21 protein-coding genes and 1 pseudogene are annotated in these 26,226 nt (G+C 72.7%); 10 read left to right on the top strand and 12 right to left on the bottom strand.

Going from position 1 to position 26,226, the window contains the following annotated elements:
• Positions 1–384: 384 nt before the first annotated feature.
• From AR3_RS06730 to AR3_RS06710, 5 genes are all read right to left on the bottom strand, one after another.
• Positions 385–2,346: a S9 family peptidase gene (locus tag AR3_RS06730; RefSeq protein WP_067910106.1), complete on the bottom strand. Its 1,962-nt coding sequence runs from the start codon at positions 2,344–2,346 to the stop codon at positions 385–387.
• A 238-nt stretch (positions 2,347–2,584) separates the two neighbouring features.
• Complete coding sequence (locus AR3_RS06725) at positions 2,585–3,583, bottom strand: amino acid ABC transporter permease (RefSeq protein WP_067910103.1); 999 nt, start codon at positions 3,581–3,583, stop codon at positions 2,585–2,587.
• Positions 3,580–4,281, bottom strand: coding sequence for an amino acid ABC transporter permease (locus AR3_RS06720; RefSeq protein WP_067910100.1), 702 nt, complete (start codon positions 4,279–4,281; stop codon positions 3,580–3,582). Before AR3_RS06720 ends, AR3_RS06725 begins: the two co-directional genes overlap by 4 nt.
• A gap of 227 nt (positions 4,282–4,508) precedes the next feature.
• The gene (locus AR3_RS06715; protein ID WP_067910250.1) at positions 4,509–5,381 is read right to left on the bottom strand and encodes a glutamate ABC transporter substrate-binding protein; all 873 of its coding nucleotides are present in this window, start codon (positions 5,379–5,381) and stop codon (positions 4,509–4,511) included.
• Positions 5,382–5,423: 42 nt separating this feature from the next.
• Positions 5,424–6,146, bottom strand: coding sequence for an amino acid ABC transporter ATP-binding protein (locus AR3_RS06710; protein WP_227023184.1), 723 nt, complete (start codon positions 6,144–6,146; stop codon positions 5,424–5,426).
• A gap of 363 nt (positions 6,147–6,509) precedes the next feature.
• On the opposite strand from AR3_RS06710, the gene miaB reads away from it, so the two are divergent.
• The 4 genes from miaB to dapF all read left to right on the top strand — a co-directional run bounded on the left by miaB (position 6,510) and on the right by dapF (position 10,567).
• Complete coding sequence (gene miaB, locus AR3_RS06705; RefSeq protein WP_083951012.1) at positions 6,510–8,036, top strand: tRNA (N6-isopentenyl adenosine(37)-C2)-methylthiotransferase MiaB; 1,527 nt, start codon at positions 6,510–6,512, stop codon at positions 8,034–8,036.
• Between the two features lie 57 nt (positions 8,037–8,093).
• A complete protein-coding gene (locus tag AR3_RS06700; RefSeq protein ID WP_174545428.1) occupies positions 8,094–8,741 on the top strand; it encodes a class III extradiol ring-cleavage dioxygenase family protein in 648 nt (215 codons plus the stop codon).
• 111 nt (positions 8,742–8,852) lie between these two features.
• Complete coding sequence (miaA, locus tag AR3_RS06695; RefSeq protein WP_067910244.1) at positions 8,853–9,785, top strand: tRNA (adenosine(37)-N6)-dimethylallyltransferase MiaA; 933 nt, start codon at positions 8,853–8,855, stop codon at positions 9,783–9,785.
• Positions 9,743–10,567, top strand: a complete 825-nt coding sequence (dapF, locus tag AR3_RS06690) for a diaminopimelate epimerase (protein ID WP_067910093.1) — start codon at positions 9,743–9,745, stop codon at positions 10,565–10,567. Before miaA ends, dapF begins: the two co-directional genes overlap by 43 nt.
• Before the next feature lie 294 nt (positions 10,568–10,861).
• Here dapF and AR3_RS06685 read toward each other — a convergent pair whose 3' ends face one another.
• Together AR3_RS06685 and AR3_RS06675 are read right to left on the bottom strand one after the other, a co-directional pair.
• Positions 10,862–12,874 (bottom strand): sensor histidine kinase, encoded by a 2,013-nt coding sequence (locus AR3_RS06685; protein WP_067910090.1) that lies wholly within the window; start codon positions 12,872–12,874, stop codon positions 10,862–10,864.
• Between the two features lie 447 nt (positions 12,875–13,321).
• Positions 13,322–14,173, bottom strand: coding sequence for a hypothetical protein (locus AR3_RS06675; RefSeq protein WP_157406628.1), 852 nt, complete (start codon positions 14,171–14,173; stop codon positions 13,322–13,324).
• Positions 14,174–14,447: 274 nt separating this feature from the next.
• Between AR3_RS06675 and AR3_RS06670 the strand changes: the two genes are divergently transcribed.
• Positions 14,448–14,987, top strand: a complete 540-nt coding sequence (locus AR3_RS06670; protein ID WP_067910081.1) for a hypothetical protein — start codon at positions 14,448–14,450, stop codon at positions 14,985–14,987.
• A gap of 33 nt (positions 14,988–15,020) precedes the next feature.
• Here the strand turns inward: AR3_RS06670 and AR3_RS06665 are convergent, their stop codons facing one another.
• Entirely contained in the window at positions 15,021–15,638 is a 618-nt protein-coding gene (locus AR3_RS06665; RefSeq protein ID WP_067910077.1) for a TetR/AcrR family transcriptional regulator, read from the bottom strand.
• Positions 15,639–15,742: 104 nt separating this feature from the next.
• Here AR3_RS06665 and AR3_RS06660 point away from each other — a divergent pair, with 104 nt between their 5' ends.
• From AR3_RS06660 to AR3_RS06640, 5 genes are all read left to right on the top strand, one after another.
• Positions 15,743–16,747: an ABC transporter permease gene (locus tag AR3_RS06660; RefSeq protein ID WP_067910074.1), complete on the top strand. Its 1,005-nt coding sequence runs from the start codon at positions 15,743–15,745 to the stop codon at positions 16,745–16,747.
• A gap of 178 nt (positions 16,748–16,925) precedes the next feature.
• Positions 16,926–17,924 carry an ABC transporter permease gene (locus AR3_RS06655; protein WP_067910069.1) on the top strand — a complete coding sequence of 333 codons (999 nt, stop codon included), beginning with the start codon at positions 16,926–16,928 and terminating at the stop codon, positions 17,922–17,924.
• Entirely contained in the window at positions 17,921–18,916 is a 996-nt protein-coding gene (locus AR3_RS06650) for an ABC transporter permease (protein ID WP_227023172.1), read from the top strand. The genes AR3_RS06655 and AR3_RS06650 overlap by 4 nt, the downstream gene beginning before the upstream one ends.
• The gene (locus AR3_RS06645) at positions 18,913–20,922 is read left to right on the top strand and encodes a dipeptide ABC transporter ATP-binding protein (protein ID WP_067910068.1); all 2,010 of its coding nucleotides are present in this window, start codon (positions 18,913–18,915) and stop codon (positions 20,920–20,922) included. Before AR3_RS06650 ends, AR3_RS06645 begins: the two co-directional genes overlap by 4 nt.
• Complete coding sequence (locus AR3_RS06640; protein ID WP_227023173.1) at positions 20,919–22,664, top strand: ABC transporter family substrate-binding protein; 1,746 nt, start codon at positions 20,919–20,921, stop codon at positions 22,662–22,664. The genes AR3_RS06645 and AR3_RS06640 overlap by 4 nt, the downstream gene beginning before the upstream one ends.
• A 16-nt stretch (positions 22,665–22,680) precedes the next feature.
• Here the strand turns inward: AR3_RS06640 and AR3_RS06635 are convergent, their stop codons facing one another.
• The 4 genes and pseudogenes from AR3_RS06635 to AR3_RS32045 form a co-directional block, all read right to left on the bottom strand.
• Positions 22,681–23,388 (bottom strand): hypothetical protein, encoded by a 708-nt coding sequence (locus tag AR3_RS06635; RefSeq protein WP_067910065.1) that lies wholly within the window; start codon positions 23,386–23,388, stop codon positions 22,681–22,683.
• A gap of 90 nt (positions 23,389–23,478) precedes the next feature.
• Positions 23,479–24,849, bottom strand: coding sequence for a (Fe-S)-binding protein (locus tag AR3_RS06630; protein ID WP_083951011.1), 1,371 nt, complete (start codon positions 24,847–24,849; stop codon positions 23,479–23,481).
• On the bottom strand, positions 24,849–26,060 hold the full coding sequence (locus tag AR3_RS06625) for an FAD-binding oxidoreductase (RefSeq protein ID WP_067910062.1): 1,212 nt from the start codon (positions 26,058–26,060) through the stop codon (positions 24,849–24,851). Before AR3_RS06625 ends, AR3_RS06630 begins: the two co-directional genes overlap by 1 nt.
• Positions 26,060–26,226 (bottom strand): annotated as a pseudogene (locus AR3_RS32045) (FAD-binding oxidoreductase); the annotation flags it as partial. The gene AR3_RS06625 and the pseudogene AR3_RS32045, both read right to left, overlap by 1 nt.

Genomic DNA, 26,226 nt, shown 5'->3' with positions numbered 1-26,226 from the left:
GCCTTCCGGACCGGCTGAGTTTTCACCGGTAGGGGTGGGGCGCAGGTCGGTGCGCATGCCGCATGCGCGGTGCCTGCAGGGTCTGGGGGCGGCACGCAGGTCGGTGCGCATGCTGGACGCGGCGACGGTCTTCTGCGCGACCTCATCGGTTGTCTGCGCCCGTCCGCAGTACATCCTCGTCGTGAGCACGGCTGCGGCTCCTACACCGCCCCCGGTGACGAAACAGGACGCAGGCGCGGCGAGTCTTGCTGTGGATCGCCGGCATGCCTGGCAGGCCCGGGTGGCGGCACGCCGATCGATGTGGTGGTCCGTCGGCGTGCCGCCTCGTCGTCCGTTCCTCCCCGCTGCTCGAGCGGGAGAACGGTGTGCGAGCGTCCCGCGCGGTCAGGAGAGCGTGAGCGGGGGGACGTCGGGCGGATCGAAGCCCAGAATCTGGCCGTAGAACGCCAGCTCGGCCTCCAGGCACGCGATCACGGTGTCGGCCCGGCGGAAGCCGTGGCTCTCGCCCTCGAACGTCAGGTACGCGTGCGGGATCTTCTTGGCGGCCAGGGCCTGCGCGAAGCGTTCGGACTGGTCGGGCGGCACGATCGGGTCGTCCAGGCCCTGCAGGAGGAGGACGGGGCAGGCGGTCTTGTCGGCGCTGTTGATGGGGGACCGCTCCTCGTAGGCGCGTTCGAAGCCCGGGAGGGGGCCGATCAGGCTGAACAGGTAGCGCGACTCGAAGTCGTGGGTGGTGTCGGCGAAGCCCGTCAGGTCGCTGATGCCGTAGTAGGAGGTGGCGGCCTTGAACACGTCGGTCCGGGTCACGGCGGCCAGCGTGGTCCAGCCGCCGGCGCTGCCGCCGCGGATGGCGATGCGGGCCGGGTCGGCGACGCCGCCGTCGGCGAGGGCCTTGGCGGCGGCGACGGCGTCCTCGACGTCCACCACGCCCCATTGGCGGCGCAGGCGTTCCCGGTAGGCGCGGCCGTACCCGCTGGACCCGCCGTAGTTGACCTCGACGACGCCGATGCCGCGGCTGGTGAAGTAGGCGCGTTCCAAGTCCAGGAGGCTGGAGGCGCGGCTGGTCGGGCCGCCGTGCACGAACACCACGTAGGGCGGAAGCTCGTCGGCGGGGCCGGTCGCCGCGGGATTGGCGGGCGGGAACACCAGCGCGTGGACGGGCCGCCCGAACGGGCCTTCCAGCTGCTCCGCGCGCGGCCGGGGCAGGTAGGCGGCGTCGGGCAGGTCGGTCAGTTCGCTGCGCAGGGCCTCGGCGCGGCCGGTTTCGACGTCGACGCGCACGACGGCGGACGGCGTCGTGGGGCCCCCGGCGATCCCGACGACGGTGGTGCCGTCGGCCGACAGCGCGGGCACCCAGCACTCGTACGGGGGGACGTCGACGTCGGTCAGTTCCAACGTCTCGGGGTCGTAGACGCCCAGGCGCATGTCGCCTTCACCGTGCAGGACGGCGAGCCGGCCGTCGTCGAGCAGCGCGTAGGGCATGCCCCCGAGGGTCCACAGCGGCGCGGCGAACTCCTCCTCGGCCGGGTAGAGCGCGGTGGGCGACTCCCCGTACAGGCCCACCTGGTAGATGTTCCACCAGCCGGGCCAGTCGGAGATGACGTACAGGGACTCGGCGTCGCGCCACATCGGCGCCAGGACGGATTCCGTGAGGCCGCCCTTGACCGTGCGAGGGGAGACGGCCTGGCCGTCCTCTAGGGCCGCCACACGCAGCTCTGTGCCCTCCCACGGCATGCGGGGGTGGTTCCACTGGATCCATGCCAGGTGCTCCCCGTTGGGAGACGGCGCGGGGCTGGCGTAGAAGTCGGCGCCGCTGACCATCTCCCTGATGGCGGAGGCGTCCTGCGCTGCGCTCCCGTCCAGGGGGACGGCGACGATGGCGCGGCGGATGCCGTCCGGGGTGTGCCCCTCGCACACGCACCACACTTCCGTCTTGTCCGGGGACAGGACGTAGTCGGCGAAGCGCAGCCCCCCGGGGACGGCGGGTTCGGGCGTCAGGGGGCGCGGCTTGGCGTCGCCCGGGTCGAGCCGGTGCAGGCGCTGGTCCTCGTAGTTGGAGAACACGAGCGCGTACCCGTCGTCGACCGGCACCGGCAGGTACGAGCGCCCGCCGTACTCGTGGACGCGGGTGCGGGCGTTCCAGGGCGCCGGAAGCAGCTCGGTGCGCTGACCGTCTCGCAGATGGATGACCGTGGTACGGCCGCCCTCCTCGGGGCGGGTCTCCTGCCACCACACGTCACTGCCGTGAACGGTGGGGAAGCCGAGGCGAAGCCGAGCGCGAGCGACGTCGGCGGCAGATATGGGGGACGGCCAGGAGCCGTAGGGAAGGGTCGCACGAGCGGTCATATGCGAATCGTCCCGCATACAGACCCCTGTTGGGGCCATGAATGGGCAGTTGAACTCGGAAAGATACAAGTAGCTCACGTGGGACGCCCCGTACCAGGTCGTCCCCGGTAAGGCCGGGCCGTCCTACGGACGCCGCCTGCGCGAGGGCGGGCGGCGGCGAGAACATGAAGGGCGAGAACATGAAGAGGGCGCCGACGCTTGTGGCGGCGGCGCCCCCTGGGGTGGGAGGGGAGGAAAGTCAGGCGCTGGCACCGGTCGCGCTGCTCGTGGCGGCCATCCCCGGGGCCGGCGGGGCGCCCGTGCCGGTGCCCATGGTCGTGGCGGCCGACTTGCGGCTGCGGCGGCTGCGGCGCTCCAGCAGCGTCGCCAGCCGGCTGAGCGCCATGTTGATGGCGATATAGATGACCGCGACGACCAGGCCCGCCTGGATGAGGTTGTTGTGGTAGTTCGGCGGGATCTGCTTGAACCCGGCCTGGAGGAGCTCGGCGTAGGCGATGATGAAGCCGAGCGCGGTGTCCTTGAGCAGGACGACGAGCTGGCTGACGATCGCGGGCATCATCGCCGTGACCGCCTGCGGCAGCAGCACCAGGCGCATCACGCCGTTCTTGCGCAGGCCGATGGAGTAGGCGGCCTCCGCCTGGCCCTTGGGGACCGACAGCACGCCCGCGCGCACCACCTCGGCCAGCACCGAGCCGTTGTACATCACCAGGCCGAACACGACCGCGGCGAACGCCGGCACGGTGATCGTCCCGGCGTTGATCTCCACGCCGAAGATGGAGAAGAAGTACTCCACCGACAGGCGCTGGAACTGCCCGAACGGCGACTCGGCGATGACCGGGCTGATCTTGTTCGGCAGGAAGAACGCCAAGAAGATCAGGATCAGCAGCGGGATCGCCCGGAAGAACTCCACGACCGCCCCGGCCGGGATCCGGATCCACCAGTGGTCCGACAGCCGGGCCAGGCCGAACACGGCGCCGAACAGCAGGGCGAGCACGGAGGCGAGCGCGGCGGCGCGGAGCGTGTTCCACAGGCCGGGCAGGATCAGGTTGTCCCAGACCTGCCACTCGATGAACGGGCTCCACAGCTCGCCCTCGAACTGGCCCTTGTCGGCCAGCCGCCAGATCAGCGCCGCGACCACGCCGAGCACCGCGATCGCCGACACCACGGTCAGCACCCGGTTGCGCGCCTGCGCCCGCGGGCCCGGCGCGTCGAACAGAACGTTGGCTTCCTTGCTCATCGCGCCACCGCCATCCGCTTGGCCAGCCAACCGAAGAAGAACCCGGTCGGCAGGGTGAGGAGCATGAACCCGATCGCCACGCCGATGAACAGCGGGATGGCCCCGCTGTTGAAGGTCGGCAGGTCGAGGAGGTCCTTCATCACCGTCGCCGTCTCGGCGTAGCTCGCGGCGGCGGCCACCGTGGTGTTCTTGATCATCGCGATGAGGATGCTGCCCAGCGGGGCGATGACCGCGCGGAACGCCTGCGGCAAGATGATCATGCGCAGCGACTGGAAGAAGGTCAGCCCGATCGACCGGGCCGCCTCGGCCTGGCCGAGCGGCACCGTGTTGATGCCCGAGCGCAGCGCCTCGCAGACGAACGCGCCGGTGTACGCCGACAGCCCGGTGACCGCCCACCAGTAGTAGGTGGTGCCGGGGTCGTCGGAGAACTTCAGCGCCAGCGTGTCGTTCAGGCCCAGGGCGCACATGAGCAGCACCAGGGTCAGCGGCGTGTTGCGCAGGACGTTGACGTACGCCGCGCCGACGGCCCGCAGCACCGGGACCGGCGACACCCGGAAGCTCACCAGGACCGTCCCGATGACGAGGGAGAGCACCGCCGAGGCCGCGGACAGGCGGACGGTCGCCCAGAACCCTTCGAGGATCAGGTCGAAGTTGTCGAAGAACGGGCCGAAGTCGAAAAGCTCGCTTAGCTGTGACATGACGTTCCAGCGGTTCGGGGACGTGCCGCTGCCGCTCCGCGGGACCGCGCCCGGCGGCGGGCGCGCCCCGGAGGCGCCCGTCGCGGACGCGCGCCTCCGGGGCGGAGGACACCGGCACGGGACGGCCTCAGCCTGGACGGAACCGGACCCGGGTCGTCGGACAGGGGGCCTCGGGCGCCAGGCTCGGCCCGGGAGGCGGGCTCAGGCCGTCATCCAGCGGTCCGGGCTCAGGCGCAGCCTTCCATCTGCGGAGCGGTCGTGGCGAACTTCAGCCCCGTACCCGAGAAGTGCTTCTCCAGGAGGGTCTTGGCGGTGCCGTCGGAGTACATCTTCTGGATCGCCTGGTTGACGGCCTCGCAGGTCTTGGTGTCGCCCTTCTTGATGCCGACGCCGTACTTCTCGTCGGTGAAGGGGTCGTTGATGACCTTGAACGAGCCCTTCTGCTGGCTGGCGAACCCGGCCAGGATCAGGTCGTCGGTGCTGACCGCGTCCAGCGCGCCGGCCTTCAGCTTGGCGACGCACTCCGAGTAGCTGGAGGCGTCCACCAGCGTCACGCCGGAGATGGCCAGCTTGCCGTCCGGCGGGCCCTCGGTGACGCGGCGGAAGGAGTTGGACCCGGCGGCCTTGCACAGCTTCTTGCCCTTGAGGTCCTGGGCCTTCTTGATGCTGTTGTCGTCGGCCCGCACCATCGTGTCCTGGTGCGCGACGTAGTAGGGGCCGCCGAAGGTCACCTGCTGCTTGCGCGCCTCGGTGATGGAGTAGGTGGCCACCACCAGGTCGACCTGGCCGCCGCCGAGGAACGACTCGCGGTTGGCGGACGTGGTCTCCTTGAAGGTGATGCCGCTCTCGGGCACGCCCAGCTGCTGGGCGATGTACTTGGCGACGTCCACGTCGAAGCCCTCGAAGGTGCCGTCGGGCTTCTTCAGGCCGAGCGCGGGCTGGTCGAACTTGATGCCGATGGTGAGCTTCTTGGTCTCCTTGGCCTTGTCGACGACGCTCTTGGCCTCGGTCTTCTCGGTGTCGCTGCCACAGGCGGAAAGCGCCAGGGACAGCGCGGCGGCCGCGCCGATCACGGCGCCGAGACGACGACGTACTCGCATGCTGTGGTGCACCTCTGCTTTCTGCTGGAGCCCCGCGAACTCTCAGTGCGTGAGGATCTTGGAAAGGAAGTCCTTGGCGCGGTCGGTGCGCGCGTTGGTGAAGAACTCGTCGGGCGTGTTCTCCTCGACGATCTGGCCGTCGGCCATGAACACGACCTTCTGCGCCGCCCGCCGGGCGAAGCCCATCTCGTGGGTAACCACGATCATGGTCATTCCCTCCCGGGCCAGCTCGGTCATCACGTCCAGCACCTCGTTGACCATCTCGGGGTCCAGCGCCGACGTGGGCTCGTCGAACAGCATGACCTTGGGCCGCATCGCCAGGGAGCGCGCGATGGCGGCGCGCTGCTGCTGACCGCCCGACAGCTGGGCGGGGTACTTCTGCGCCTGGCTGGCGATCCCCACGCGATCGAGCAGTTCCATCGCGTGCTTCTCGGCCTCCTCCTTGGGCACCTTGCGCACCTTGACGGGGCCGAGGGTGACGTTCTCCAGGATCGTCTTGTGGGCGAACAGGTTGAAGGACTGGAAGACCATGCCCACGTCGGCGCGGAGCCTGGCCAGCTCCTTGCCCTCCTTGGGCAGCTCCTTGCCGTCGACCAGGATCCGGCCGCTGTCGATCGGCTCCAGCCGGTTGATCGACCGGCACAGGGTCGACTTGCCGCCGCCCGAGGGGCCGATGATGACCACGACCTCGCCGCGGTTCACCGTGAGGTTGATGTCCTTGAGAACGTGCAGATCGCCGAAGTACTTGTTGACGTTCTCGACCACGACGAGGGGGGCCGCCCCCGGATCGCCCTCCTGGGGCCCGCCTGCGACCTCGGTGACCTCCTTGTCGGTCACGTTCTCGGGCCTGCCTCCGCTGTCCGTCATGGGCTCGGACTTTACGGCATCTACGGCGCGTAACAAGCCTCCAGGCGGTACCGATACGATCACAGATGCGCACGTCGGCAGCCGATTCGCGGCCGGCGGGCGCGGCGGGCCGCCACTGCGGCCCCACAGGTCACGGTGCTGCCCCGGTCCCCTGCGACCTGCCGCGGCGGAGCGCCCCCGCGCTGTGCGACGCTCGGACCGCGCGGGCCGCGCCCTGAGCGCGCACGGCCCCCGGGACGCCGCGTACCCTTGGTGATTGCCATGACCGCATCCGCAGAAAGCCGCGCCCGTACGTACGAGATCCGTACCTACGGCTGCCAGATGAACGTCCACGACTCCGAGCGCCTGGCGGGGCTGCTGGAGTCGGCCGGCTACGTGCGCGCCGAGGGCGTCGAGCCCGACGTGGTGGTGTTCAACACCTGCGCCGTCCGGGAGAACGCCGACAACCGGCTGTACGGCAACCTGGGGCACCTGCGTCCGGTCAAGGACGGGCATCCGGGCATGCAGATCGCGGTGGGCGGCTGCCTGGCGCAGAAGGACCGCGAGGCGATCATCAAGCGCGCCCCCTGGGTGGACGTGGTGTTCGGCACCCACAACATCGGGTCGCTGCCCGTCCTGCTGGAGCGGGCCCGCGTGCAGCGGGAGGCGCAGGTCGAGATCGAAGAGTCGCTGGTGACCTTCCCCTCGACGCTGCCGACGCGGCGCGAGTCGCCGTACGCGGCGTGGGTGTCGATCTCGGTCGGCTGCAACAACACCTGCACCTTCTGCATCGTGCCGTCGCTGCGCGGCAAGGAGCGCGACCGCCGTCCCGGCGAGATCCTCGCCGAGGTGGAGGCGCTGGTCGCCGAGGGCGTCATCGAGATCACGCTGCTGGGCCAGAACGTCAACGCCTACGGCTCGGGGTTCGGCGCGCTGGGCTCGGCCCCGGACGAGGTCCGGGAGATGACCGCCGGCGGGCAGTCGGCGTTCGCCGGGCTGCTGCGCGCCTGCGGCGGCGTGGCGGGCCTGGAGCGGGTGCGGTTCACCTCGCCGCATCCGAAGGACTTCACCGACGACGTGATCGCCGCGATGGCCGAGACGCCCAACGTCATGCCGTCGCTGCACATGCCGCTGCAGTCCGGCTCGGACCGGGTGCTGAAGGCGATGCGCCGCTCCTACCGGCAGGAGCGCTACCTGAAGATCATCGAGAAGGTCCGGGCCGCGATCCCGGACGCGGCGATCACCACCGACATCATCGTGGGCTTCCCCGGCGAGACCGAGGAGGACTTCGAGCAGACCCTGCACGTGGTGCGCGAGGCGCGCTTCTCCGGCGCGTTCACGTTCCAGTACTCCAAGCGTCCCGGCACCCCGGCGGCCGAGATGGAGGACCAGGTGCCGAAGGAGGTCGTGCAGGAGCGGTACGAGCGGCTGGTCGCCCTCCAGGAGCAGATCTCCTGGGAGGAGAACAAGAAGCTGGTGGGCCGCAGCCTGGAGGTGCTCGTCGCCGAGGGCGAGGGCCGCAAGGACGGGGAGACGCGCCGCCTGTCCGGCCGCGCCCCGGACAACCGCCTGGTGCACTTCCGCGCGCCGGACGAAACCGTCCGCCCGGGCGACATGGTCACCGTCGAGGTGACGTACGCCGCGCCGCACCATCTGGTGGCCGACGGGCCGGTCCGCGCCGTCCGCCGGACGCGGGCGGGGGACGCCTGGGAGGCGCGCCAGAGCGAGCCCAAGCAGACCGTTTCGCTGGGCATGCCGACGATAGGCCGTCCCGCGGCGCAGCCCGCGTCGTCCTGCACGGCGCACTGAGGCGTGGCGCTGGTCTCCGCGGCGGTGTGCCCGCACCCGCCGCTGCTGGTCCCGGAGATGGCGGGGGCGGCCGCCGGTGAGCTGGACGGCCTGCGCGACGCCTGTGACGAGGCGGTGCGCAGGCTCGATGGGGACGTCCTCGTCGTCGTGGGGGGCGACGAACGCACCTGGCGGCCCGACGCCGACGCCGCGGCCGACTTCCGCCCCTACGGGCTGGACCTGACGCTGGGGTCGGGGCGGGACCGGCTGCCCCTGTCGTTGGCGATCGGATGCTGGCTGTTGCGGCGGGCCGAGCACACGCCGCCCGTCCAGTACCAGGCGGTGGCGTTCGACGCGTCACCGCGCGAATGCCTCGCTCTGGGCGAGCGGCTCGCCGGCGCCGCCGAACGGGTGGCGTTGCTGGTCATGGGGGACGGGGCGGCGTGCCGGGACGTCAAGGCCCCCGGCTACCTGGACGAACGCGCCGAGCCCTTCGACGAGGCCGTCGCGCGCGCACTCGGCGCGCCCCACGGCGGAGGCCGGCCGGACGTCGCCGCCCTGGCGGCCCTGGACCCGTCGCTGGCGGCCGAACTGCGGGCGGCCGGGCGGGCGGCGTGGCAGGTGCTGGCCGGCGCCGCGGGGACCGCCCCGTTCACCGCCGAGCTGCTGGCCCACGAGGCGCCGTACGGCGTGGGCTATCTGGTGGCGAGCTGGACGCGGAGCTGACCAAGCCGCTCGGGGCGCCCGACCGCCGCGGGGGCGGTCCGTCCCGCGGGGCCCGCGGGAACCGCGCAGACCCGCACCCTTGCCACAATTGAGCCCGTGACCTCACCCGACGTGATCGCCGTTGTGGGCCCGACCGCCGCCGGCAAGTCCGAGCTGGCGGTGGAGCTGGCGCTGCGGCTGGGCGGCGAGGCCGTCAACGCCGACTCCATGCAGCTGTACCGCGGCATGGACATCGGCACGGCGAAGCTCACCCGCGAGGAGATGCGGGGCGTCCCGCACCATCTGCTGGACGTGTGGGACGTGACGGAGACCGCGAGCGTCGCCGAGTACCAGCGGCTCTGCGACCAGGTCATCGCCGACGTCCGGGGGAGGGGCCGCCTCCCCGTGCTGGTGGGCGGCTCGGGCCTGTACGTGCGGGCCGCCCTCGACCACATGGAGTTCCCCGGGACGGACCCGGCCGTCCGCGCGCGCCTGGAGAGGGAGCTCGCCGAAGTGGGCCCCCACGCGCTGCACGAGCGTCTGCGGGAGGCCGACCCGGAGGCGGCCCGGGCGATCCTGCCGAGCAACGGACGCCGTGTCGTCCGGGCCCTGGAAGTGATCGAGATCTCTGGGCGGCCGTTCACCGCCACCCTTCCCGAGCACCGCTACCGGTACGACGCCGTGCAGATCGGCCTGCGCGTGCCCCGTCCCGAGCTGGACGCGCGCATCGCGATGCGGGTGGAGCGCATGTGGCGGGCGGGCCTGGTGGACGAGGTCCGCGAACTGGAGAAGCGGGGCCTGCGGGAGGGGCTCACCGCCAGCCGCGCCCTCGGCTACGCCCAGGTGCTGCGCTTCCTGGCGGGGGAGTGGACGGAGGAGCAGGCCAAGGCGGAGACCATCCGCGCCACGCGCCGGTTCGCGCGCCGCCAGGAGTCGTGGTTCCGCCGCGACCCGCGCGTGCACTGGCTGCCCTACGACGCGCCCGACCTGGTGACGCGCGCGTTGCGGATACGATCGGCAGCATGCGCTTCGTCAAGGGACACGGGACCGAGAACGACTTCGTGATCGTTCCGGATCCCGACGGCTCCCTGGACCTGACGCCCGCCATGGTGGCGCGGCTGTGCGACCGCCGCGCCGGCATCGGCGCCGACGGCGTGCTGCGCGTCGTCCGCACCAAGGCCGCGGCGGAGGCCGGCGCCCTCGCCGACGACGCCGAATGGTTCATGGACTACCGCAACGCGGACGGCTCCGTCGCCGAGATGTGCGGCAACGGCATCCGCGTCTTCGCGCGCTACCTGGTGGACGCGGGCCTGGCCGCGCCGGGCGAGTGGAACGTGGCGACCCGGGCCGGGATCCGCCGGGTGTCGCTGGGCGCGGACGGCGATGTGAGCGTCGACATGGGCGCCCCCGTCTACCTGGGACAGGGCCGCGCCGAGGTGGCCGGACGCGCCTATACCGGCGTGCGCGTGTCCATGGGGAACCCGCACCTGGCCTGCCCCGTCCCCGGCCCTGTGGCGGAGCTCGACCTGAGCCGCGCCCCGGCCGTCGACCCCGCGGTGTTCCCCGAGGGGGTCAACGTGGAGTTCTTCCGCGTTCTGGGGGACGGGCATCTGGAGATGCGGGTGTACGAGCGCGGCTCCGGCGAGACCCGCTCCTGCGGCACGGGCACCGTCGCGGCGGCCGTTGCGGCGGCCGTCGACCGGGACACCGGGACGATCCCGGAGGGCGTGTGGACGGTCGACGTGCCGGGCGGGCGCGTGACCGTCGCGTTCGACGGGCAGACGAGCCGCCTGCGCGGCCCCGCGGTCCTGGTCGCCGAGGGCGACATCCGTCCCGACTGGTGGTGACCTCCGCAGTCGGCGAGCAGTTCCCGAGAGGGTCGGGACCACTGTCCCTGACCCCCGGGACCGCGCCCCGCCTAGCGTTTTGCCCGCACACCCTCTGGTGGAAGGCACCCGCGGGTCGGGAAGGGAGCCCCGACGCCGCGGACGTGCCCGAGGGCCGGCGGCATCCTTCTGGCGGGGGGCGGTCGCCGGCCCTCCACTCTCGACGGAGCGACGTACGAGGGGCGTGATACGGACCCGCGGCACGCGGAATCGCGCAGATACCGCGTGACGCGGGTGCGTGCTGAGCGGCGAGGGTCAGTCGCCCCCGTCGGAGGCGCGGGCGCCATGGGGTCCATGGGACTCGTGGGACCCGTTGGACAGCGGCAGCCATGCCCGCACCAGCGTGCCGCCGTTCGGTCCGGGCCCGACCGTGCACGAGCCGCCCAGTTCGGCGGCGCGTTCCCGCATCGACGTCATGCCCACGCCCGAGCGCAGATCGGAGGGAAGCCCCACGCCGTCGTCCCCGACCGTGACGTGCAGATCGCCGTTGAGATGCAGCCGCACCACCGCCGCCTCCGCCTTGGCGTGCCGGTGCACGTTGGTCAGCGCCTCCTGCACGATGCGGTAGGCGGCGACCTCGGCGGCCGCGGGAAGCGTCGTCAGGTCCCCCTCGACCTCGACGTCCACCCGCGGCCCGTCCCCGGCGGACACCACCCCGCCCAGGGCGCGGATCGCACCCGCCAGTCCCAGATCGTCCAGCGCCGGCGGGCGCAGGTCGTAGACCAGGTCGCGCACCTCGCCGATGGTGCGGCCCATCATCGTCCGCAGGTTCTCCAGCAGCGGGTCCACGGCGTCGGGGTCGTTCTTGAGGGTGACGCGGGCGGTGTCCACCGCCATCGCCAGGCTCGCCAGCGTCGGCCCCAGGCCGTCGTGCAGATCGCGGCGCAGCCTGCGGCGCTCCTCCTCGCGCGCCCGCAGGATCCGCTCGCGGGAGCGCTGCACGTCGGCCGCCAGCCGCGCCGCGTTGGCCAGCTCGGCCAGGTTGCGGGCCAGGACGTTGGTGAGCCGCGGGGCCGGGGGACGCGCGGGGGCGGGCTCGAGCAGCAGCCGCCCCACCCGCTCCCCGTACCAGACCAGGGGGACGCACTGGGGCCGCTCTCCCAAGGCGCCGCTCTCGGCGGACATCAGCCGCCCGTCCCGGTCGAGCACCTCGACGGCCACTCCCGTGGCGTGCAGCGCCTCCCGCACCGTCTCCGTCGCCACGGCCAGGGCGCTGGACGGGCCGGAGGCGGTCTGCAGCTGCGTCTGCAGCCGGTCGACGATGCGGTACGGGTCGCGCTCGCCGTGGATGAGCCGGTCGACGGCGGCCTGCAGGCGGCGCCGCGCCGGCTCGAACACCGCGCCCGCCGCGATCGCGCCCACCAGCCCGGCCAGCGGCCCCCGCTCCCGGGCGACCAGGCTCGCCGCGCCCAGCAGCGCGAAGTACACGCCGGTGATCACGACGATGAGCCCGGCGTACACCAGCGTCCTGCTGATCACCAGGTCGATGTCGAACAGCCGGTACCGGGTGATGGCGATCGCGATGCACAGCGGCACGCCCGCGACCGTCACGTTGCGCACCGCGTCCGCGATCGGGGTCGTCTCCCCGATGTAGACGACGGCGACCGCCGCCGTGCCCGGGTACACCACCCAGGCGATCTGCCTGCGCACGTCGGGCGACGAACGCACGAAGCGGATCGCCACCGACGCCATCGCCAGGATCAGCGTCCCCAGGATGGTCGCGCTGATCGGCAGCGGGATGTCCTGGAACGGGTAGACCGACACGCCGTTGTGGAACCGCCGCGCCCCCGGGTCCAGCGTCAGGTGCACGCACACGATCACCGGCACCGCGCACGCCGCGACCAGCACCGGCGCGAACCGGCGGGACACCAGCCGCCCGTCGGGGAAGATCAGCGGCAGGACCAGCGTGAGCACGAACGTGTCGACCGCCCACAGCCAGTACCCCAGCCAGGTCCAGAACCAGGCCCCCGGCCAGCCGCGCAGCTCCGACAGCGGCCCGAGGTTGAGCGCCAGCACGTACACGCCCGCGGCCACGCCGCTGAGCAGCATCACCCAGCCGACGCGCAGCCCCGGGCGGTGCCGCAGCAGCAGGGCCGCCGTCGGCGTCCAGACCGCGGCCACCAGGATCTCGGGATGCCACCACACCAGCCGCCGGTCGGCGGGCAGCCAGAGGCCCAGCACCAGCGACACGGCCGTCGCCAGCACCGCGCTGAGGGCGAGCGCCCACGCCGCCCTGCCCGCCACCCGGCTCCGTTGCACCGTGCCCATGTCCACGGCTCTCCCGACCCCTCCGCGCGAGTAATGGAATGTTAAAGCGTTGAGCCGGCCGACCTGCGGTTCCTGCTGTCCGGCTTTGGACAGCCTTTTGTGCCGGAACTGGGAACTCAGAACGCGGCGTTCCGCCGTCGTCGAGGAATCACGGCCCCGCCGATCGGCAGGATCCCCCGGAGTGGTGTCGGCCCGCTCGCCGGTCCGGGCCGGACCGACCGTCGCGCCGCGGTGCGGTCGCCGCACCGTCGTCCACCACCTCTATCCGCACCGCGCCATGATCCGTTTCGGCGGCCGCCGCGTCGGCCGGCCCGCCGAGCCCGGGGCCGGGGGCGGGGCGCTGCGGACGGACGGGCTCGCTGAGCAGCGGAATCGCCATGGCGCCGCGGGCGTGTCAGGCGTCACGTTCACCGGGCGCGCCTGGGGCGGCGTCCGCCGGGGCGGGGGCTAGTACAGGTCGGAGTCGTGTGCGGCTGGTCCGTCGATGTATCGGGCGAGCCAGGCCGGCACGCGCGGACGGGGGTACGCCTCCAGGTCGTTGCGGTAATGCTCGGGCGACAGCAGCTGGTCATGGGGGAAGGGGCCGTCGCCGTAGTCGTAGTCCACGGTCGTCTCGCCGCGGTTGGTGACGGTCAACAGCAGCCGCCACCAGGGTCCGGCGGACATCTGCGCCGCGACGTGCCGCTGGTCGCGGACGAGCGCGGCGACCTGCTCCGGCACCGGGACGACGACGGTCCGGTGGTAGGACGAGAACCGCAGGTGGGAGATCTCGGCGGAGACGGTGAAGGCGAACTGCGCCCAGAACCACTCCCATTCGGGCGGTCCGAGCAGGGCCAGCTGCTGCACGATCGGCTCGATCAGCCGCGACGCCTCGGCGGCGACCGCGTCGTCGCGGCTCATGCCGGGGCCGCCGGCCGCCGGACCGCTGCCGGGCGCGGGGTTGACGATGGTGAGCCCGCCGAATTCCTGCCGGACGTGCATGCCGTCCTGTTCGAGCCACCGTGCGAATTCGGCCATGTATTCATCGGCGTTCGATCCGCCGTGCCCGGCAGGGCGCTCTCGTGACATGAACTGCTCGTAGGCCTGCTGCGGGGGGACCGAAGACGACACCTCTTCGATGCGCCCGGAGTCGCTCACCATGAAGGCCGACCGCCCCACCGGCATGTCCAAAAACGCCATGGGATCGCTTTCGTCGACCTCCACCGGCGCGTACACCATCCAGGCGCCGTCGAAGCGATCCGCCGCCAATCCCTCAGTGGGGTAATCCAGGCCGCGGGACTGGATCCATTCCACTGCCAAGGCAATCGCCTGCGCCTCATCCATCGGCCTGGCCTCCCGCCCATCGTGGAGGACACCCTACGTGCTCATCCGAGAACGCGGAAGTGCTTCCACCGCTCAAGCACCCCACCGCCGGAGACCGAGCTGTTGAGGCGGACCCGTCGCTCGCGGCGTCTGCGGGCTCGAGACCCTCGGTCGCGCCGCCGCTCTCGATTCGAGGCGGTCGCGCGCGAAGCGGCGGATCTCACAGCGCCGCCGTCTTCCCGACGCGCCTGCGCAGGATCATCCTGAAGCGATGGAGGTGCGGTTCGCCGAGGGCCATATCTGCTTTCTCCGCTACGACTTCCGCGGTGCCACGATCCATCCGGCGGGGACGGTGACGCCCGACCGCATCCGCGACGCCGACTGGAAGGCGGTCACTCCCGAGATCCGGACCACAGAGGGCGAGATCCTGTTCATTCCTCGGGAACAGCGCCCCGATCTGGAGCGATTCTGCCGCCGCCACGGCATCGCCAGGAAAGCCCGTCGTGACGTCTGGGAGGATCTGCTCGAACCGTTCCTGGACACCTGGATCGCACCCGAAGACGAACGCGCGACCGTCGAGCGGCTGCGCGAGGCCGGATTCCCTCCGGAAGAGGTCGCCGAAATCCGGCGGAGGCTCGCCCCGCTCATGCACGCCTACAATTTCGACGGCATGGTCTGGCAATGGGCCATTCTCGGCCTGTACGACCTCCTCAGCGCCGCCAACGCCCCGTTCGTCGACTCGCGTCTGCAAGACGCGCTCGGCGATCCGGCGGCCTTCTACGCCTGGACCATGGCCACGGCCGCGCGATGAGGCTGAGCGCCTAGCCGCTGGCGAGATGCGTGGTCAGGAGGGGCGGGCGGACGTCGGGGCGACGGACATGAGGGCGTGCAGCCCCTCGCCCAGAGTCTCGGGGGAGACGTCTCCGAGGATCCCCCGCTGGATGATGAAGCCGGGAAGCAGGGCCAGCAGCGTCCTTCCCACCGCGTCCGGATCAGCGTCCTGGGGGATTCGACCGGCGTCGCGCAGGTTCTCGGCGTAGGTCGTCCACAATGCCCGCACGGGCGCCATGGCGCCCTGGACGTACTCCTTGAAGCCGGCGTCTCGCATCGCCAGCGCCCAGGCGTGGGGGGCCAGCACGAACGTGCCCAGGTGCGACTCCCCGATCTCGACCACCTTCGTCGCCACCCGCTCCACGGCCTCGTCCGGGGACGGGGGCGGCTGCTCGGCGGCGATCTCGTGCAGCACCGCGCCCAGCACGGACAGGGCCTCGGCGGCGATCGCCTCGACGATCTCGGTCTTGCTCTTGAAGTACCGGTAGACCGCTCCGGCGGACAGGTTCGCCTCGGCGAAGATGTCCTGCATCGACGTCTCGTGGAAGCCCTTGCGGATGAAGCAGGCCCGGGCGGCGTCCAGGATCTGCTGCCGCCGCCGCTCCAGGTGCTCCTCGCTCACTCGCGGCATCTCCCCAATCTAAAACGAATATTCGTTCTTGACAAACCTCCGGCGAGCGGTCACCCTGGGCGTGTCCTACAGAGAACGAACATTCGCTTTTTGAGGAGGCGGTCATGCCCTCCACCACGGCGAAACGCGTCGCGGGCGTCATCGTCGGCGTCGTCGTCGTGCAGCTCGTCATGCTCGTCGCGTTCTCCTGGCCCGCGGCGCGCTCCGCACCCCGCGACCTGCCCATCGTCGTCGCCGGACCCCAGGCGTCCGCGGTGGCCCAGCGGATCGAACAGGAGCGCCCGGGCGCGTTCGACGTGACGACCCTTCCCGACGAGCGGTCGGCGCGGGAGGCCCTCGCCGACCGCGACGCCTACGGGGCGATCGTCACCACACCGCAGGGGCCCCGGATGCTCGTCGCCTCGGCCGCCTCCCCGGCCGTCGCGCAGCTGCTTCGGCAGATCGCCCAGAACATGGCGCCCGCGGGCGCGCCCGCCGCTTCCGTGGACCCCGCCGCTTCCGTGGACGACGTCGTGGCGGCCGACCCGGACGACCCCAGGGGAGCGGGCTTCGGCGCCTTGGCGCTGCCCCTGGTGATGTCCAGCCTGGCCGCCGCGGTCATCGTCAGCTTCGCCCTGCGGGGGATCGCCTCGCAGGCCACGGCGGTCGCGGGCATCGCCGTCCTCGGCGGGGCGTGCGCGGCCTGGCTCGCCCAGGACTGGCTCTCGGTGCTGCCAGGGGCGTACCTGACCGTCGCCGGAACCATGGCGCTGGCCATAGCGTCCGTGGCCGGGATGATCACGGGGCTCGTGGCGGTCCTGGGCAGGCCGGGGGTCGCCCTGGGCGCGCTGATGTTCCTGCTCCTCGGCAACCCCCTGTCGGGGGCGTCGTCGGCGCCGGAGATGCTGCCGCAGCCCTGGGGCGAGGTCGGCCAATGGCTGCCCCCGGGCGCCGCCGCCACGCTGCTGCGCTCGGTGGCGTTCTTCGACGGCGCGAAGGCGGGCGCCCCGTTGGGCGTGCTGCTCGGCTGGATCGTCCTCGGCGCCCTGCTGATGGTCCTCGGCGGGCTGCGCGGCCGCCGCGCCGAGCCTGCCGCGACCCCCTCGGGCGCGCCCGCGCCGGCGCACTGACCCCCGTTTCCCCGCCGTGCGGCCCCGGCCGGCCCTCCGCCTGCCGGGGTTGTCCCATGTATGCGCTCGGACCAGCGGTTTTGCCAAGGCCAACCCGCCGAGATCGGCTCGTCGTCCCGCGCTTACAGTGAGCGATTAGTAGCATTCCGTCACGTCGCGTGCGCGGGGAGGGGGTGGCATGACGACGTATCTGCTGCGGCGCCTGGCCGGGCACGCCGTGCTCGTCGTCCTGGCCGCCAGCCTCGCCTACCTGCTCGCCGCCGCGGCGCTGGACCCGCGGTCCAACTACGCCGACCGCAACCCGCGCCCGCCGGAGGCCGTCGTCGACGCCGAGCTGACCCGGCTCAACCTCAACGACGAGACCCCGCTGCCGCGGCGCTACGCGGTGTGGGCGCAGGGCGTCCTCCGCGGCGACTTCGGCCGCACCTGGCAGGGCGAGCCGGTCAACGACGAGCTGTGGCGACGGCTGAGCGTCAGCCTGCGGCTGCTGGCGGCGGGCGCGGTGCTCGGGGGCGTGCTGGGGGTGCTGCTGGGCGTGTACGCGGCGTCCCGCGACGGCCGCGTCCCCGAGCGGATCATCACGTTCGGCTCGTTCCTGCTGCTGGCGGTGCCGGTGTTCGTGCTGGCGGTGCTGCTGCAACTGGGCGCGCGCGAGATCAACCAGCTCACCGGGCTGCGGCTGTTCGAGTGGGTGGGGGAGGCCTCCCCCGGGGCGGGGGAGGGGACCTTCGGGCCGCTCGGCGGGTTCGGCGACCGCGTCCGGCACCTGCTGCTGCCCACGGCCACCGTCGCCCTGGCCCAGTTCGCCCTCTACTTCCGCTATCAGCGCGCCATGGTGCTGGACGTGCTGGACGCCGACTTCGTCCGCACCGCCCGCGCCAAGGGCCTGCGCCACCGGGACGCGCTGCTGCGGCACGGCCTGCGCGTGGCCCTGATCCCCATGACCACCTACTTCGCCTACACGTTCGGCTTGCTGCTGCTCGGCGCCATGTTCACCGAGAAGATCTTCGGTTGGCACGGGCTGGGGGAGTGGCTGGTCGACTCCATCACGCGCGGCGACGTCAACGTGGTCGCCGCGGTCAACTGCTGCGCCGCGGCCGCCGTGCTGCTCGCCGGGCTGCTGTCGGAGATCGCCTACGCCCTCCTCGACCCGCGCGTGCGGAGGAGGCCGGTGTGAGCGGCCGCCATGTCAGCGAGCACGGCGTCAGCGAGCACGGCGTCACCGGCCACGGCGTCGGCGACCACGGGGTGAGCGCCGACCCGCTCGACCTGCCCTCCCCGCGGGCGCTCGCGGTACGACGCCTGCTGCACAACCGGAAGGCGATGACCGGGCTCGTGCTGCTGGGGCTGCTCTTCCTGTTCGCCTTCGCCGGCCCTTTGGTCTCGCCCTGGGGGCACGACGAGGTCGACTTCACCGCCTTCCGCGAGCCTCCCTCCGCGGAGCACTGGTTCGGCACCACCGGCAGCGGACGCGACGTCTTCGCCCTCACCGTGCGCGGCATGCAGAAGTCGCTCTTCATCGGGCTGTGCGTGGCCGTGCTGTCGACCGGCCTGGCCGCGGTGGTGGGCGCCGTGGCCGGTTACGCCGGCGGTTGGATCGACCGGGCCCTGATGTGGGGCGTGGACCTGCTGCTCGTCCTGCCCTGGTTCCTGGTCGTCGCCGTGCTGTCCCCGGCCGTGGGGGGACGCTGGCCGCTGCTCATACCGCTGCTGGCCGCGTTCATGTGGATGGTGACGGCGCGCATGGTGCGCGGCATGACGCTGTCCCTGCGCCACCGCGAGTACGTGCTGGCCGCGCGGTTCCTGGGCGTCGGGGCGCCCCGCATCATCGCCCGCCACATCCTGCCCAACCTGGCCTCGCTGCTGATCGTGGACGCGAGCCTGGGCGTCAGCGTGGCCATCATCGCGGAAAGCACCCTGTCGTACTTCGGCTACGGCGTCCGGCCCCCCGATACCTCGCTCGGCACGCTCATAGCCGACGGCAGCGGCACCGCGCTCGCCTACCCCTGGCTGTTCGGGAGCGCCGCGAGCCTGCTGGTGCTCATCGTCGTCGCGGTCAACCTCCTCGGCGACGGGCTGCGCGACGTCCTCGACCCGACGCCCTCCCGGCACGGCTCCCGGCCCCGCCCCCGGCTGCGCGTGCGGCGACGCTACGGGGGGCCCGCATGAGCGTCCTGACCGTGCGGGACCTGCACGTCACCTACCCGCCGGACGTGCGGGCGGTCCGCGGCGTCAGCTTCGAGGTGGGGCCCGGCGAGGTCCTCGGCGTCGTCGGCGAGTCGGGGTCCGGCAAGACCGCCCTCGCCCTGGCCGTGCTCGGCCTGTCGCCGGCGGGCGCCCGGGTGCGCGGTTCGGTGCGGCTGCGCGGACGCGAACTGGTGGGCCGCTCCGACGCCGCGATGTCGCAGCTGCGCGGACGCGACATCGCGATGGTGTTCCAGGACCCGCTCTCCGCGCTGACCCCCGTCCACACCGTGGGCGACCAGATCGCCGAGACCATCCAGGTGCACGCGGGCGCCACCCGCCGCGCCGCGCGCGCCCGCGCCGTGGAACTGCTGGAGCTGGTGGGCATCCCGGACGCGCCCCGGCGCGCCCGCGCCTACCCGCACGAGTTCTCCGGCGGCATGCGCCGCCGCGTCATGATCGCCATGGCGATCGCCAACGACCCGGTGGCGCTGGTCGCCGACGAGCCCACCGGCGGCCTGGACGTCACCGTCCAGGCGCAGATCCTCGACGTGCTGCGGGTCGCCCGCGAGGCCACCGGCGCCGCCGTCCTGCTGATCACCCACGACCTGGGGGTGGTCGCCGGCGCCGCCGACCGCGTGATGGTCATGTACGGCGGCCGCGCCGTGGAGACCGCGCCGGTCGACCAGCTCTACCACCGGCCGCGCATGCCGTACACGATCGGGCTGCTCAAGTCGCTGCCGCGCGCCGACGGGGCGGTCCGCCCGGTCCCGATCGACGGCGCCCCGCCCTCGGCGTCCGATCCGCCGCCGGGATGCCCGTTCGCGCCGCGCTGCCCGGTGTCGGTCGCGCGCTGCGGCGACGCCCTGCCCGAACCGGTGCCGGTCGGGCCGGGCGGCCACCGCGCCGCGTGCGTCAACCTCGAGGCGACCGCGGACCTGGACGCGGTGTTCCCCCCGCGGACGGCGGCCCGTCCGGCCGAGCCCGCCCCGCGGCACCGGCGGCCGGTGGTGCTCAAGGTCGAGGACCTCGTCCGGCACTACCCCCAGCGGCACGACGAGGCGGTGCACGCCGTGGACGGCGTCACCTTCGACGTCCGCGCGGGGGAGACCCTCGGCCTGGCCGGGGAGTCGGGGTGCGGCAAGACCACCGTGCTGATGGAGATCCTCAGGCTCGCCCGGCCGCAGGGCGGCCGCATCACCGTCCTCGGCGAGGACACCGCGTCGCTCAGCGCCGCCGACCGCAAGCGGCTGCGGCGCGACCTGCAGGTGGTCTTCCAGGACCCGTTCTCGTCCCTGGACCCCCGCATGCGCGTCGCCGACATCCTCGCCGAACCGCTGGCCGCGCACGGCACGCCCAAGGCGAAGATCCCGCTCCGGGTGCAGGAGCTGCTGGGCATGGTCGGCCTGGAGAAGGAGCACGCGTCGCGCTATCCGCGCGGGCTGTCCGGCGGGCAGGCGCAGCGCGTCGGCATCGCCCGGGCGCTGGCCCTGGAGCCCCGCCTGCTCCTGCTGGACGAACCCGTCGCGGCCCTGGACGTCTCCGTCCAGGCGGGGATCTTGGAACTGCTGGACGAGCTGCGCGCCCGCCTCGACCTGTCGTACCTGGTCGTCGCCCACGACCTGGCGGTGCTGCGGCATGTCGCCGACCGCCTCGCCGTCATGTACAACGGCCGCCTCGTGGAGATCGGCGACGCCGAAGCGATCTACGAGCGGCCCGTCCACCCGTACACCCGCGCGCTGCTGGACGCCGTCCCGCAGCCCGACCCGCTGCGGGAGCGGCAGCGGCGCCGCACCCCCCTCCAGGGCGACCCGCCCGATCCCTCCGCGCCGTCCATCGGCTGCCGGTTCCTGCCGCGCTGCCCGAAGTTCGCCTCTCTGCGCAGCGCGGGGCTGCGCCGCAGGTGCGAGACCGACGACCCGTCCCTGCGCCTGCTGGACCTGTCCGTCGACCGCCAGGTCGCCTGCCACCACGCGAAAGAGGCCCGATGACCCGCCTTCTGCCCGCCCGGCCGCCCCGGCGCCCGATCCCGCGGGCGGCGTGCGCCATGCGGGCCGTTCGCATCGGGGTGCTGGCGGCGCTGCTCGCGTGGACCTGCGGATGCGATCGTCCGGTCGCCGAACCGCGGCGGATGGACGCGCGCAAGCTGCCCGCGTCCGACGTCAACCTCACGCCGCGCGCGCTGGTGCGCGACGGGGGCACGCTGCGGTGGCCGGTGCCCGAGTTCCCGACGCAGTGGAACTTCTACCACGTCAACGGCACCAAGAGCGTGGTCAGCGACGTCGTGCAGGGGCTGCTGCCGCATGTGATGCGGGTCGACGAGAAGGCGGTGCCGCGTCCGGTGCCCGAGTACGTGGAGTCGGCGAAGGTGACGTGGGAAGGCTCCGAGCAGGTCGTCACCTACCGGATCAATCCCAAGGCGCGGTGGTCGGACGGCAGGCCGATCACCTACCGGGACTTCGCGGCGCAGGCGCGGGCGCTGTCCGGGCACGACCGCCGGTACCAGGCGGCCGTCACCACCGGATACCGGTACATCCGCCGCGTCGAGCGGGGCTCCGACGACCGCGAGGCGGTCGTGCGGTTCGCCAAGCCGTTCGCGGACTGGAAGGCGCTGTTCAGCCCGCTGTACCCCGCGTCCACCATGGCGGACCCGGAGGCGTTCGGCGCCGCGTGGCAGGGGCGGATGGGGCCGACCGCCGGGCCGTTCCGCGTGGCGAAGATCGACCGCACGGCCAAGACCGTGACGGTCGTGCGCGACCCCAAGTGGTGGGGGCGTCCCGCCAAGCTCGACCGCATCGTCTACCGGGCGATGGACGCGGCGGCGATGCCGGGGGCCTTCGCCAACGGCGAGATCGACCTGATGGACATCAACGTGGACGCCGGGGCGCTGCGCCGGGCCGCCGACGTGCCGAACGCCGACATCCGCCGCGCGGGCGGCCCCGACTGGCGGCAGTTCACGCTCAACGCCGCGTCCCCGCTGCTGGCGGACGTGCGCGTGCGGCGCGCGGTCCTGCTGGGCATCGACCGCGACGCCCTCGCCCGGGCCGCGCTGGGGGAACTGGGCTGGCCCGCGCAGACCCTCGGCAACCACTTCTTCATGAACACGCAGGAGGGATACCAGGACAACTCCGGCGAACTGGGCCGCTACGACCCGGCGGCGGCGGAGCGCCTCCTCGACGAGGCGGGCTGGCGCCGCCAGGGGAAGTACCGCGTCAAGGACGGCCGGACGCTCGCGCTGCGCTTCGTCGTGCCCGCGGGCATGCCCGGCAGCAGGCAGGAGGGGGAGCTGACGCGGGCCATGCTGGCGCGGATCGGCATCCGCGTGGACGTGTGGCCGGTGCCGGTGGACGACCTGTTCGACCAGTACGTCACTCCGGGGAACTTCGACATCGTGCCGTTCTCCTGGCTCGGCACGGCGTTCCCCATGTCCGCCCTGCGCTCGGTGTTCTCCACGCCCAAGGGCGACCGCATCCAGCAGAACTACGCCCGGCTGGGCACGCCCGACATCGACGCGCTCCTGGACAAGGCCGCGCACGAGGTCGACCAGGACCGCGCCCGCCGCCTGATCAACGAGGCCGACCGGCTCATCTGGCGGCTGGCGACCGTGCTGCCGCTCTACCAGCGGCCGCAGATCGTCGCCATCCGCAGCGACCTGGCCAACTTCGGCGCGTTGGGCTTCTACGAACCCCCCTACGAGGACATCGGCTTCACCGGCCGCGGCGACGGCCCCTGAGGGTCCGCCGGACGGGTCAGGGGAAGGCGAGCTCGATGCCCTTGCGGTCGCTGGTGTAGCGGGCGTTCCACACGTACAGCTTCAGGTCGGACGGGTCGAGGTCGTCGTCGACCGGCAGGTCCGACGCGATGCGCACCACGTACGAGCCGCCCGCCGGGATGAGGGTGTCGACGCCGTCCTTGAGCAGCGGCTTGGACCCCTCCAGCCGCGCCGTGACCCGGCTGCTGTTCGGCAGCGTGCACATGCTGTAGGGGATGCCGGGCTGCGGCATGCACCGGTCGCGCGCGGACGCGGGCACGCTCGAACGCGGCATGAACAGGTCGGCGGGGTAGTCCAGCAGCACCGGACGCCGGCCCGGGTTGGTGATCACGTACTCGGCGTAGGCGTAGGTCGACCCGGCGGGCGGGGACTTGCCCTCCCCGAAGGGGCGGGGGTCGACCCCCGTCTTCACGGCCGCCAGCCCGTACTCGTACCCCTCCGGAGTGGTGAACGTCAACGAGGGCCCGGTGCGCGGAGACGGCGTGGGCGCGGGCCCGCCGCGGCTCTCCCCGGTCACGGGCGTGGAGCCGCCGGCCGCGTCCCCCTCCTCCCCGTCGGGCTGCAGGACGGCGATGCCGACCGCCACCGCGGCGATGCCGGCGGCGCCGGTGAGCGCCCCGGCCAGGCCCAGCCAGCCCGCGGTCCTCGTCTTCCGGCGGGTGCGCGGACGGTAGCTGTTGGCCATGTTCGTCCCCTGAGTCGCCTTGCGTCTTCCCGGTCGCTCCAGTACGTGTCGGTCTCAGGCCGACGCACTATACCGGACATTTCGCTTCGGTCAGACGTGCGATTCGGGCGGAGGGAGCGGCTCGGACGCGCGATCGAGGAGGAAGGAACGGTCGAGCCCGCGCAGGGACGCGTCCAGGATCTCGGCCGTGTGCGCGACGGGGAGCCGGACGCCCTGCCGGGCGAGCGCGCCGGAGATCTGCATCGCGCACCCCGGGTTGGCGGCGACGAGCAGCTCGGCCTCCGTGGCGCGCACGCCCGCCGCCTTGCGGTCGCCGAGTTCCGCCGCGGCCTCGGGCTGGAACAGGTTGTAGGTGCCGGCCGAACCGCAGCAGATGTCCGGGTCGGCGATCTCCCGGACGGTCAGTTCGGGAATCCCCGCCAGCAGCGCGCGCGGCTGGGCCCGCACACCCTGCGCGTGCGACAGGTGGCACGCGTCGTGGTAGGCGACCGTGACGGGCAGCGGATGCCGTTCCGCGCGCGGCCCCAGCTCCACCAGGTACTCGGCCAGGTCGCGCGTCTTGGCCGACAGGGCCTTGGCGCGTTCGGCCCAGGCCGGATCGTCGGCGAGCAGGTGCACGTACTCCTTCATCGCCGACCCGCAGCCCGCCGCGTTGACGACGATGACGTCCACGTCCTCGAACGCCTCGACGGTGCGGCGGGCGAACGCGCGCGCCTCCTCCTCGCGGCCCGAATGCAGTGACAGGGCGCCGCAGCAGCCCTGCCCCCGGGGGATGACGACGTCGCAGCCCTCCAGTGCCAGCACCCGTGCCGTCGCCGCGTTCACGTCGGGGAAGAACTCGCGTTGCACGCATCCGGTAAGCATGCCGACCGTGGCTCTGCGCGTCCCCCGTGCGGCCACCCGTTCGGGGAGTCTCGGCTGTGCCTTCCCAAGGGGCGGGGCCAAACGCTCCATGGCCGCGAGCGTGGGGGACACCCGTTCCAGCAAGCCGAGCAGGCCGCTGCGTTGGGCGAAGCGGCGCAGCCCGGTCCGCTGGTAGGCGCGGAGCGGACCGCGCAGCGCGCGCAGCCGTCGCGGGTAAGGGAAGAGCCGGAAGACGGCCTCTCGGAGCAGCCGTTCGGAAATGGGACGCCGGTGCTCCCGCTCCACCTCCGCGCGCGTCATCTCGATGAGCCGGTCGTACTTCACCCCGGACGGGCAGGACGTCACGCACGCCATGCAGCCCAGGCAGCGGTCGAAGTGCTCCACCATGGGCTCGGACAGCGGCGTCCCCTCGACGTGCTGCTGCATCAGGTGGATACGGCCGCGCGGGGAGTCCATCTCCTCGCCCCACAGGACGTACGTGGGACAGGTCGGCAGGCAGAACCCGCAGTGCACGCAGTCGCTGATGAGCTTGGGCAGTTCCGAGTCGTCGGGGGCGCCGGGGCGCCGCGCGGCGGCCGGATCCTTCGGGGCGGTCATCAGATGCCTCCAACGAAACGGCCGGGGGAGAGGCGGTGGTCGGGGTCGAACTGGTCCTTGACGCGCCGCATCAGGGAGAGGGCGGGCACCGGGCCCCACAGGTCGACCGCTTCCCGCACTTCCTCGGGGGCGTAGCAGACGACCGCGCCGCCGTGATGCGGGGCGAGGGCGCCGCGAAGCTTCTCCAATGCGCGCGCGACGTCCTCGGCGGTCATTTCGGGAGGCAGGCCGACATAGCCCCGTCCTGCGGCCGACCACGTGCACGCCGCCTCCGCCGGAAGGGCGCCGAGCAGGTCCCGCAGCGACGCCGGGGGTGCGCTCACGTCGATGAGCGTCGTGCCGTCCGGGTAGGCGCCCCAGCCTTCCGGGGGCTCTTCCGAGAAGGTCGCCTTGTCGCCGAGCAGGCCGGCGACGTGGGAGGCACGGGCGGCCACGCCGTCCGGCACGCCTTCAAGGAGCACGCCCAGTGCGATACCCCGCCCGGGGGACGTCCAGCACTGCAGGGCGCTCGGAACCACTGAGGAATGCAGTACGGCCTGGACCGCCTCACTGGCGCCCTCCGCGTCGTCCCCCGCAGGGGCCGTCACGTAGGCGCACGCGGCGGGCAGCGGGTGGAGCCGGAACGTGGCCTCCACGATCAGCCCCAGCGTGCCGTATGAGCCGCACAGCAGGCGCCCGAGGTCGTACCCGGCGACGTTCTTGACGACCTTGCCGCCCGACCGCGCCACCCGGCCGTCGGCCCGGACGATGGTGACCCCGATGATCAGGTCGCGGGGCGTCCCGTACAGGAGCCGCAGCGGCCCGGCCGCCCCGGTCGCGATCGTCCCGCCGACCGTCGACCCCGCGAGCGGCACGTCCAGCGACAGCCGCTGCCCCCGTTCGGCGACCGCCTCGGCCAGCCGCCGCATCGGCAGCCCGGCCTGCACGGTGACGACCAGGTCGCCCGCGGCGTGCTCCACCACCCGGTCCAGGCGGGCGGTGTCGACCAGCAGGTCGCAGCGCCGCGGCGGCAGCCCCCAGTCCAGCCGCGTCTCCCCGCCGCGCGGCACCACCGCGAGCCCGTGCTCGGCCGCCACCCGCATCACCTCGGCCGCCTCGGACACGTCCGACGGCGCCGCCACCCAGCGCGGCACGACGCCGAGCACGCCCTCCTCCGGCTCGCCGGGGCGCACGTCCGCGCAGACCTTGGCCAGGGCGTCCACCGGCTGCATCAGAACTGCTCCGCCTTTCCCTGCGCGACGAGCGGATGCACGCCCTTGCGGACGCCCGGGACCTCCCCGCACAGCCGGGGCGTCGGGAACACCTTGCCCGGGTTGCACAGCCCGGCGGGGTCGAACCCGCACCGCACCATCTGCATCGTGTCCAGGTCGGTCTCGG

Origin of the sequence: Actinomadura rubrobrunea NBRC 15275 (assembly GCF_001552235.1) — a bacterium.
Lineage (GTDB): Bacteria > Actinomycetota > Actinomycetes > Streptosporangiales > Streptosporangiaceae > Spirillospora > Spirillospora viridilutea.
Note: the sequence above shows the minus strand (reverse complement) of the source record. Positions and strands in the feature narration are given on the sequence as shown.

Bases quoted from the DNA above. Each gene is read 5' to 3' on its own strand.
- AR3_RS06685 (WP_067910090.1), bottom strand. From the start codon at position 12,874: ATGGGCACGGTGCAACGGAGCCGGGTGGCGGGCAGGGCGGCGTGGGCG.
- AR3_RS06635 (WP_067910065.1), bottom strand. From the start codon at position 23,388: ATGGCCAACAGCTACCGTCCGCGCACCCGCCGGAAGACGAGGACCGCG.
- AR3_RS06630 (WP_083951011.1), bottom strand. From the start codon at position 24,849: ATGACCGCCCCGAAGGATCCGGCCGCCGCGCGGCGCCCCGGCGCCCCC.
- AR3_RS06625 (WP_067910062.1), bottom strand. From the start codon at position 26,060: ATGCAGCCGGTGGACGCCCTGGCCAAGGTCTGCGCGGACGTGCGCCCC.
- AR3_RS06715 (WP_067910250.1), bottom strand. From the start codon at position 5,381: ATGCGAGTACGTCGTCGTCTCGGCGCCGTGATCGGCGCGGCCGCCGCG.
- AR3_RS06700 (WP_174545428.1), top strand. From the start codon at position 8,094: ATGGCGGGGGCGGCCGCCGGTGAGCTGGACGGCCTGCGCGACGCCTGT.
- AR3_RS06730 (WP_067910106.1), bottom strand. From the start codon at position 2,346: ATGACCGCTCGTGCGACCCTTCCCTACGGCTCCTGGCCGTCCCCCATA.
- miaB (WP_083951012.1), top strand. From the start codon at position 6,510: ATGACCGCATCCGCAGAAAGCCGCGCCCGTACGTACGAGATCCGTACC.
- AR3_RS06725 (WP_067910103.1), bottom strand. From the start codon at position 3,583: ATGAGCAAGGAAGCCAACGTTCTGTTCGACGCGCCGGGCCCGCGGGCG.
- AR3_RS06645 (WP_067910068.1), top strand. From the start codon at position 18,913: ATGAGCGTCCTGACCGTGCGGGACCTGCACGTCACCTACCCGCCGGAC.
- AR3_RS06665 (WP_067910077.1), bottom strand. From the start codon at position 15,638: ATGCCGCGAGTGAGCGAGGAGCACCTGGAGCGGCGGCGGCAGCAGATC.
- AR3_RS06670 (WP_067910081.1), top strand. From the start codon at position 14,448: ATGGAGGTGCGGTTCGCCGAGGGCCATATCTGCTTTCTCCGCTACGAC.
- AR3_RS06655 (WP_067910069.1), top strand. From the start codon at position 16,926: ATGACGACGTATCTGCTGCGGCGCCTGGCCGGGCACGCCGTGCTCGTC.
- AR3_RS06640 (WP_227023173.1), top strand. From the start codon at position 20,919: ATGACCCGCCTTCTGCCCGCCCGGCCGCCCCGGCGCCCGATCCCGCGG.
- dapF (WP_067910093.1), top strand. From the start codon at position 9,743: ATGCGCTTCGTCAAGGGACACGGGACCGAGAACGACTTCGTGATCGTT.
- AR3_RS06720 (WP_067910100.1), bottom strand. From the start codon at position 4,281: ATGTCACAGCTAAGCGAGCTTTTCGACTTCGGCCCGTTCTTCGACAAC.
- AR3_RS06660 (WP_067910074.1), top strand. From the start codon at position 15,743: ATGCCCTCCACCACGGCGAAACGCGTCGCGGGCGTCATCGTCGGCGTC.